1 protein-coding gene and 1 pseudogene are annotated in these 2,705 nt (G+C 73.4%); both read left to right on the top strand.

Annotated elements, in window-relative coordinates; translation table 11 throughout:
* Window positions 1-174 precede the first annotated feature (174 nt).
* The gene (mraY, locus tag ACWJ6R_RS34190) at window positions 175-1,233 is read left to right on the top strand and encodes a phospho-N-acetylmuramoyl-pentapeptide-transferase (protein WP_068894159.1); all 1,059 of its coding nucleotides are present in this window, start codon (window positions 175-177) and stop codon (window positions 1,231-1,233) included.
* 50 nt (window positions 1,234-1,283) lie between these two features.
* Window positions 1,284-2,659 (top strand): annotated as a pseudogene (gene murD, locus ACWJ6R_RS34185) (UDP-N-acetylmuramoyl-L-alanine--D-glutamate ligase).
* The last annotated feature ends 46 nt before the right edge of the window (window positions 2,660-2,705 follow it).

The raw sequence follows: 2,705 nt of genomic DNA, 5'->3' as shown, positions 1-2,705 counted from the left end.
GCCGCCGGGACCGGAGCCGCGCCCGGCCACCCGCGTGGTGCACGCCGCCGACACGGCGGAGGCCGCGACCGTACTGGAGGGCATGCTCTCCCCCGGAGACGTGGTCCTGGTCAAGGGCTCGCGCGCCGCCGGTCTGGAGCGCGTGGCCCAGGCCCTGACCGGGGGTGACGGCCAGTGAGGGACATCCTCATCGCGGCGGCGGTCTCCCTGCTGCTGTCGATGTTCGGCACGCCACTGGCGATCCGGTTGTTCTCCCGGCGCGGTTACGGCCAGAGCATCCGGGAGGAGGGCCCCTCCGGCCACCACGACAAGCGCGGCACCCCCACCATGGGCGGCACGGTGATCGTGATCGCCGCGCTGATCGGGTACGCCTGCGCCCACCTGATGTCGTGGACCACGCCCACGGTCTCCGCGGTGCTGGTGCTGTTCCTGATGACGGGGCTGGGCGCGGTCGGCTTCCTCGACGACTTCATCAAGATCTACAAGCAGCGCAGCCTCGGCCTGCGCAGCGGCGCCAAGGCGCTCGGCCAGCTCATCGTCGGCGCGGTCTTCGCCGTGCTGGTGGTCCGCTTCCCCAACGCCTACGACATCACCCCGGCCGAGACCCGGCTGTCGTTCCTGCGGGACTTCGGCCCGTCGATCACCATCGTCGGGTTCACCGTCTGGGTGCTCATCATGATCGTGGGCTTCTCCAACGCGGTGAACCTCACCGACGGCCTCGACGGCCTGGCCAGCGGCGCCACCGGCGCGGTGCTGGCCTCCTACATCCTGATCGGCAACTGGCAGCTGCGCAACAGCTGCACCACCCAGCTCGGCCCCAACTGCTACTGGGTGCGCGACCCGCTGGACCTGGCCGTGGTCGCCGCCGCCGTGCTCGGCGCGCTGATCGGCTTCCTGTGGTGGAACGCCCCGCCGGCCAAGATCTTCATGGGCGACACCGGCTCGCTCGCCCTGGGCGGCGTGATTGCCGGCCTGGCCATCACCACCCGCACCCAGCTGCTGCTGATCATCCTGGCGGGACTGTGCGTGATCATCACGCTCTCGGTCATCATCCAGGTCGGGTCGTTCAAGCTGACCGGCAAACGGGTGTTCCGGATGGCGCCGCTCCAGCACCACTTCGAGCTGGCGGGCTGGGCCGAGACCACCATCGTGGTCCGGTTCTGGATCATCGCCGGACTGTGCGCCGCGGCCGGCCTCGGGCTGTTCTACATCGAGTGGATGCCCAAGTCCTGAGAAGGGCTTCGCGACACTCCGCCGACCCTGGAAGGACTGGGTGGTTTCCAATGATCTGCGTGCTGGGCGCCGGGCTCTCCGGCGCCGCCGCCGCCCGCCTGCTGGCCGCCCGCGGCGAGAAGGCGGTCGTCCTGGAGGGCCGGGACGGCGAGCGTCAGCGCGCCGTCGCCGCCGAGCTGGCCGAGGCGGGCGTGGAGGTGCGCTTCGGCGAGCCCGCCGGGATCCCCGAGGGCACGACCCAGGTCATCGCCACCGGCTGGCCGCCGCACCACCCGCTGCTCGCCGCGGCGGCGGAGGCCGGGATCGAGGTGATCGGCGAGGTCGAGCTGGCCTGGCGGCTGCGTCCCGAGGGCGCGGCGCCGTGGCTGGCGCTGACCGGGACCAACGGCAAGACCACCGCGGTGCGGATGCTCACCTCGATGCTGCGCGCCGCCGGGCGCCGGGCGCTGGCGGTCGGCAACGTGGGCGTCCCGGTGGCGGAGGCGGTCGCGGAGCCGTACGACGTGCTGGCGGTGGAGCTGTCCAGCTTCCAGCTGCACCGCGCGCCGGGCATCGCCCCGCTCGCGGCGGCCGTGCTCAACGTCGCGCCGGACCACCTCGACTGGCACGGCTCCATGGAGGAGTACGCCCGCGCCAAGGGGGAGATCTTCGCCAGGGCCGGGACGGTCGTCTACAACGCCGACGACGAGTGGTCCGCCCGGCTGGCCGCGCCGTACGAAGGCGCGGTCGGCTTCACGCTGCAGGTGCCCGGCCGGGGCAGGTCGGCGTGGTCGAGGACCTGCTGGTGGACCGGGCGTTCACCGCCGACCCCGTCCGGGAGGCCGCCGAGCTGGCCTCACTCGGCGACGTCCGGCCCTTCGCGCCGCACAACGTGGCCAACGCGCTCGCCGCCGCCGCGCTCGCCCGGGCCTACGGGGTGCCGGAGGAGGCCGTACGGCAGGGATTGCGGGACTTCGTCCCCGACCCGCACCGGATCGCGCACGTCGCCCGGGTGGGCGGAGTCGACTACGTCGACGACTCCAAGGCCACCAACCCGCACGCCGCCGCCGCCTCGCTCGCCGCCTACCCCTCGATCGTCTGGGTGGCCGGCGGACAGCTGAAGGGCGCCGACGTCGACGACCTGGTACGGCAGGCGGCCCCCAGGCTGCGCGGCGCGGTGCTCCTGGGCGCCGACCGCGAGCGGATCCGGCAGGCTCTGGCGCGACACGCCGCGAATGTCCCGGTAGTCGAGGTCGCGGGGCAGGACACTGGGGTCATGGACCGTGTCGTCGACGAATCCGCCAGGCTCGCCGCCCCCGGAGACACCGTGCTGCTGGCTCCGGCGGGGGCGTCGCTGGACATGTTCACCGGATACCCGGCCCGGGGGGAGGCGTTCGCGCGAGCCGTGCACCGCATGGGGGCCCCGGGGGACGGGAGCGGGACGTGAGCCCGCGGACCGGCGCCGAGGCTCGGACCGGAGACCGCGCGCGGGT

It is taken from the genome of Planomonospora algeriensis, from assembly GCF_977012225.1.
This window is presented reverse-complemented; position numbering and strand designations above follow the sequence as displayed.